This is a genomic window from Roseomonas sp. TAS13 (assembly GCF_001950415.1).
GTDB lineage: Bacteria > Pseudomonadota > Alphaproteobacteria > Acetobacterales > Acetobacteraceae > Roseomonas > Roseomonas mucosa.
In genome coordinates this window covers 1-3,312 of the sequence record NZ_BDLP01000435.1, presented here as the reverse complement: position 1 = coordinate 3,312, position 3,312 = coordinate 1, and the positions used below count along the sequence as shown (strand labels likewise).

2 protein-coding genes are annotated in these 3,312 nt (G+C 71.9%); one reads left to right on the top strand and one right to left on the bottom strand.

What is annotated here, in order from left to right:
- Positions 1-1,535 (bottom strand): DEAD/DEAH box helicase (locus tag ROTAS13_RS21605; protein ID WP_075823374.1); only part of this gene is annotated, 1,535 nt, incomplete at its 3' end.
- A 399-nt stretch (positions 1,536-1,934) separates the two neighbouring features.
- Here ROTAS13_RS21605 and ROTAS13_RS21600 point away from each other — a divergent pair.
- Positions 1,935-3,312, top strand: a 1,378-nt coding sequence (locus ROTAS13_RS21600; RefSeq protein WP_139323479.1) for a GGDEF domain-containing protein, incomplete at its 3' end; no start/stop codon positions are given.

Below are 3,312 nucleotides of genomic sequence, written 5' to 3'. Positions count from 1 at the left end.
TACACCTCTCTATGCTGACGTCGGGACTTGTGATCAAGGGACAGCTCGCGGCCCAGGATGCGGATCCGGCCGATCTCCCCACGCGTGACATGGCCACGCCGGCACAGGAAGGGCAGCAGCCAGCGGGGATCGGCATTCTCGTTGCGCCCGACGCTGGCGCGGAACCAGACGCCCTCCGGCCCGCCCTGGCGCTCCGGCCGCTCCCGCGGGGTGCGGTCATTGGTGTCCGACAGCTCCTCCGGCGCCGGCAGCGGGCCGCGCAGGGTGCGGATCAGGGCGGCGGCGACCGCCTCGGGCGCGTTCTTCTCCAGCAGGCCGCGGGCCAGCGCCAGATCGTCCTCCGCCGCCTCCTCGGCGACCAGCTCGCCGGCCTGGACGGACAGGCGCTCGTTGTCCTTGGCGCGGATCGTCTCGGCGGAAGGCGGTGGCCCCCAGCTCGCCTGCACCCGGGCGGCGGCCAGCAGCCGCTCCCCGGTGCGGCGGTTATAGGGCACCAGCAGCACGCTGATGCCCTTCCGCCCGGCCCGGCCGGTGCGGCCGGAACGGTGGGTCAGGGTCTCGGGGTCGCGCGGCAGCTCGGCATGGATCACCAGCCCCAGATCCGGCAGGTCGATGCCGCGCGCCGCCACGTCGGTGGCGACGCAGACCCGCGCCCGCCCGTCGCGCAGCGACTGCAGCGCACGGGTGCGCTCGGACTGCGACAGCTCGCCGGACAGCGCCACGGTGGAGAAGCCGCGCTCGGTCAGGTTGCCGTGCAGCCGGGCCACCATGGCGCGGGTGGCGCAGAACACCATGGCGAGGCGTGGGTCCTCGAAGCGCAGGATGTTCACCACCGCCCGCTCGATCTCGTGCGGGGCGATGGTGATGGCGCGGTGCTCGATGTCGCCATGCCCGGCGCCGTCGCTCTTCACCTCGATGCGCTGCGCGTCCTTCTGGTAGGAACGCGCCAGCGTGGCGATCTCGTGCGGCACGGTAGCCGAGAAGAGCAGCGTCCGGTGCGGGTCCGGCAGCGTGTCGAGGATGGCCTCCAGCTCCTCGCGGAAGCCGAGGTCCAGCATCTCGTCCGCCTCGTCCATCACCACGACCTGCAGCGTGTCCGGCCGCAGGTTGCCGCGGTCCAGGTGGTCGCGCAGGCGGCCCGGCGTGCCGACCACCACATGGGCACCGCGCGACAGGTCACGCCGCTCGGCCACCGGGTCCATGCCACCGACGCAGGACACGACCCGGCCCCCGGCGCTGCCATAGAGCCAGGCCAGCTCGGTCTTGACCTGCAGTGCCAGCTCGCGCGTCGGCGCGATCACCAGGGCGAGCGGCGTGCCGGCGGGGGGAAGGCGCTCGGCCGTGCCGAGAAGGTTGCTGGCCATGGCCAAGCCATAGGCCACGGTCTTGCCGGAGCCGGTCTGGGCGGAAACCAGCAGGTCGCGCCCCGCCGTGTCGGCGGCGAGGACGGCGGCCTGCACCGGCGTCGGCTCGGCATAGCCGCGCTCGGCCAGGGCCAGGAGAAGGGGTGCGGGAAGATCGTCAGGAAAGGGCATGTCGTGCTTTGCTGAACGCGGCGCGCCGGACGGCGATGCGATCGGGGTCGAATTTTCGCCAGGGCCGACAGGACCACCGCAGGGCACCGCGCCCGGAGGCGCTGAGCAGAACGGCAGGGCGGAAGCACCGTCCACGGGTTGGCCGGATGCATACGGCCCGGCCACGCCGGAGGCTGCCCCGCCTTTCAGGCTCCGGCCAGGCGTCGGAACGCGCGCGGAAGGGGATCAGGAGCGCGGCAACTACCGAATTGCCCCCCGCAAGTCCAGAGAATTTGAGACATGCCCGCCCCGACGGCGCAGCCAAGGCAGGATCGTCCTGTTTGCACAACCTCGGATTGTATTTCATGATATCTTGATCTGGACTCGGGAAAGTTCCGGGCAAGACCGACCAGCAGTGCGATGCCCCCACGATCCATCGATCACCACCTTCCGCCAGAGCCCGGCCAGACACCCCTGGAAGGGCTGATCCGCCTCGACCAGCTCCGGGCCGTCCGGCGCAGCGTGCTCATCTCGCTTCCCGTCACGGTGCTGCTCAGCCTCTCCAACCTGGCGATGGCGAACTACGGCGGCCACGGAGAGGCTGGCTTCGCCTGGTTCTGGGCCAGCATCGCGGTCAACCTGCTGCGCAGCCTGCTTTGCGGCTTCCCGCCCCGCGCGGTGCTGCTGGAGGGGCGCGAATCCCCCGCCGTCCGCCGCTGGTTCCACGCCATGTGCCTGCTGGCCTGGTGCTCGGGCATGATCTGGGCGGCCGTGCCCGTGCTCTGCGACGGCTTCACGACATCCCAGGCGCCCTTCTTCCTCGTGGTGGTCTGCGGCATCACCGCCGGCGCCGTGGTGCACGGCACCGCCTATGCCCGCGTGCCGATCTGCTTCATCACCCCGGCCCTCTTCTCGGTGATCACCTGCCTTGTCTGGGCCGGCAGCTTCGAGCAGCGGATGCTGGCCGCCACGGTCGCCCTCTACACGATGGCACTGGTCCGCAGCGCCTGGGAGGGCGAGCGCGCCTTTCTCCAGGCCAGCCGCAGCAAGCAGGAGGCCCGGGCCCTGGCCACCTCCCTGCACGAGGCCCATCGCCAGACCCTCGACATCGCCGAGGACCTGCGCCACCGCGCCACGCACGACATGCTGACCCAGGTGCTGAACCGCGCCGGCTTCATGCAGGTCCTGGACGACAGCCTGGCCAGCGCCGCCGGCAGGACCGGCGCTCCCCCCGGCGCTCCCCCCGGCGCCACCCCCGACCCGGCCGGCGCGCCGGCGCGGATGGAGGAAGGGCCGCACTGCCTGATGCTGCTCGACCTCGACGGCTTCAAGTCGGTCAACGACCTTTTCGGCCACAAGGCGGGCGACCTCCTGCTCGTCGAGGTGGCGCAGCGCCTGCGGCAGGCCCTGCCCCGGGGCTATGTGCTCGGCCGGCTCGGCGGCGACGAGTTCGCCGTGCTCGGCCGGCTCTGCCCCGCCAGCCTGGCGCCGGAGCGTGAGGCGGCGGAGCTGGCGACGCGGCTCACGGCGGCGGTGGCGATCCCCTTCACGGTCTGCGAGGCCGGGCGGGTCGGGGTGAGCATCGGCGTCTTCTGCGACCAGTCCTCCGGCATCTCCGCCAGCAGCGGGGAGATGCTCTCCTGCGCCGACGCCGCCCTCTATGCCGCCAAGCGCAGCGGGCGGAACCGCTTCTGCCTGTTCGACGACACCCTCCGGCACCAGCGGGAGGTGACGCGCGACATCGAGCGCGACCTGCCCCGCGCCCTGGCCCTGTCTCTTGATCACATCTACGCACAGC